General features: G+C 61.7%; 2 protein-coding genes. One reads left to right on the top strand and one right to left on the bottom strand.

Annotation, left to right across the window (positions count from 1 at the left end; genetic code table 11):
• Nucleotides 1–198: 198 nt before the first annotated feature.
• Nucleotides 199–774: an AAA family ATPase gene (locus tag K1Y02_26665; GenBank protein ID MBX7259966.1), complete on the top strand. Its 576-nt coding sequence runs from the start codon at nt 199–201 to the stop codon at nt 772–774.
• 49 nt (nt 775–823) lie between these two features.
• Here the strand turns inward: K1Y02_26665 and K1Y02_26660 are convergent.
• Nucleotides 824–2,803 (bottom strand): acetylxylan esterase (locus tag K1Y02_26660; GenBank protein ID MBX7259965.1); only part of this gene is annotated, 1,980 nt, incomplete at its 5' end.

Genomic DNA, 2,803 nt, shown 5'->3' with positions numbered 1-2,803 from the left:
AGCCCTTTCCCAAGTCACGCTACCGAATGGCGGTCAAGACAGAAATGCTCCCTGGTCACGGTGGGGCATGACTTGGAGAATTGGCAGCAGTAGCTCGACGGTAGTGAGGGTGTGCATATTTGGCGGTTGTGGTGCGGGGACTCTGTGCTCCGGGGGCATGACGCGCGATAGTGCGGTATATACGATGAGGATAAAGGCATGATTCGGTCGATTCGCATGTGTATCAACCATTCCAGCAAGATCCGTACCCTTGACCTGGACAACCCCCGCCTTCAATTCGAACCCGGTTACAATGTTCTCATCGGGCCGAATGGAGCAGGCAAGTCAACGACGCTGGACGCAATCGCCTCATGCCCGATGTGCAAAGCCGATAAGGCCGGTCCCGATGGAGGCATCAAGTACATAACGACCGAAACGTTGAATCCGTTGTCGGGCGGTTCTTTCGCCACTCGCGAGAAGATGGTTCAGGCAATCCGATCCATGTTCAGGTCCCACGGGCAGGGCGTGCTGGATTCCTTGGGCAACCAGTACCAGGCTTCCGAGATCGCTGTGCTTATCGATAGTCCTGAAACCGGGCAGGATCACGAAAGGTGTGTCCTCATTCACGAGGGACTGCTCAAGATGTCGCGGCATGTTCAAGTGATCATCGCAACAAACAGCTTGATCTTCATGCGCGGGGGAAATCTCATCGACTTGGGGAACAAGACGCTGCCACGTCTGATCAAAGCGACAGAGAAGCTTGTCGCTGGTTTCGACTCTACCGTCTCGAAGTAAAGTCCAGTCCGGCAGGGCACCTGCTTTGCGGCATGATCAGGCGGGGAGGTCAGCCGAGCGCCGAGGCTATCGCCGCGCCATCGGGTTGTTCCAGAAGGACCAGTTCCGCCGGTAGACCCAGGTCGCGCCATACTGTGGTTGGCGTCGCGTACGTTGCTCTCAGCGTGGCCGCATCGAGCGGCGAACCGTCGCCACGAACCCCTCCGGCGATGACGACACGTCGGGGCGCAATCAGGGCCACGAGATGAGCGACATCTCCAACGGCGGGGATGATCCCGGGAGCGAGAATACCGAGCCGCTGATTGCGGTAGGGCATTTCCGTAACGAAACTCGCGAGCGTGTTCACGGCCGCCACGGACGTGATGCGCGTATCCAGCGCCGCCGCGCACAAGGCCACCATGCCCGCCGGTCCCAATCCGACTACAGCCAATTGGGCAGGCGCGTTCCCGGTGGTCTCTGTCAGCGCATCGATGGCGCGCCGCACGTCATAGGTCCATTGTCCGAGCAATGGCCGGCCGAGCCACAACGCCCATTCCGCTGTGTTGTGATCCGGCGCGCCGCCGATTGCATCGTTTGAATACGCCAGTGCGCCGGTCGCGCGGAGATCGATGGTGACGACTTCCCATCCTGCGTTGCGCAATGCCGTTGCCTCGTCGCTCTTGGTCGCGGCCTCGCTTCCTTCCAGGTTCAGGACGAGCGCAATCCGTGAAGACGTGAATGACGCACCGTACGCGGCGAGATCGATGCCGGGCTCGGAGCGGAAGCGCAGGGTGTGCGATGTATCGCCTGTCGCAGGTTCGATACGCGCATCGAGAGCGCACCCTGGCGGAAAGCCGCCGAGCACATCGTTCATCAATCGTTGACCTATCGCTGCGCGGTCTCGGCGCAGCGCATAGATAGCCTCCGGCGCGTTCTTTTGCGTAAGGAGGCGTCGCGCTTCGCGTGCGGCGAACTGTGGAAGCGTTACCCAATCGGCCGGTCGCGAGTCGCCGGGAAAACAACGGAGACTTTCCGGTGGTTCCGTTTCGGTGGGGGGCTCCGGCAGGGGAGAACCGTCGCCCGAGCCGTTCAGGAACCGAGCCATCCATCCGTACATTGCTTCGCGCATGGGCTGACTGTAGTCGTGGCCTGAATCGAATGTCGTGTGACGCAGGTGATCTGCCGCGTCATACAGTTTAAAGACGGGTTCGGCGTAGGCGATCGACTTATGTGCTTCTTCGACGGAGAACTGCACTGCATCGCGTGTGGCACTGATGACGAGCAAACCGCGCGGGGCAATCAGTCCGAGCACGCCACCTTCTTCCGTTGTGTTCAAGATACCCGGCACCACCTCGCACATACAGCACGCCGCGCCGAGGTATGCGCGGTAGTTGCCCACCGAACAGACCGGCGCCGCCGCGCGAAACCGCTCATCCCACGCGGCTGCGTACATGGTTTGATTTCCGCCGCCGCTCGCGCCGGTAATGCCGATGTGGGCGGGGTCTACCTCCCTCCGCGTAGCCAAGTAGTCGAGCGCGCGCCCATTTTCATAGACCTGCAGGCCGGATAACGGCAGACCCACGGGAAACAATGTGGCGGCCGTCATCTCTCCGTGATACTCGCCGAGCGCCGTGCCAATGGCGCGCTCGCCCGCGCCGAATGCATCGACTGACAACACGAAATACCCCTGGCGCGCCGCGCCAATACACCGGGCCTGCACCACGGGGTCTTGTTTCGCGCCTGGCCAGTGTCCGTGTACCTGGAGAATGGCGGGCATGGGGCCGGGCCGCGCCGGAACGTATGCGTTGGCAGTCATCCACACGCCGGGCAGGGTCTGGAAGACCAATTTCTCAACGCGATAGCCGTCGCGATCGAACGAACCAAGGATGCGCGGTTCAAGAGGTGGAGGCTCGGGCCAAGCGCCCCATGCGCGTGTGAGTGCCGCGCGAATCCCGGAACGCCGCGCGGTCCACTCATCCATCCCCGACACGGCAGGATGCGCCGCTATGCGCGCGTCCGCCTGCTGACGGACGAACTCAAGGTATGCATT

Source organism: Candidatus Hydrogenedentota bacterium, from assembly GCA_019695095.1.
Taxonomy (GTDB): Bacteria; Hydrogenedentota; Hydrogenedentia; order Hydrogenedentales; family SLHB01; genus JAIBAQ01.
Note: the sequence above shows the minus strand (reverse complement) of the source record. Positions and strands in the feature narration are given on the sequence as shown.

Excerpts from the sequence above, each read along its gene's own strand:
- K1Y02_26665 (MBX7259966.1), top strand. The coding sequence starts at position 199 with ATGATTCGGTCGATTCGCATGTGTATCAACCATTCCAGCAAGATCCGT.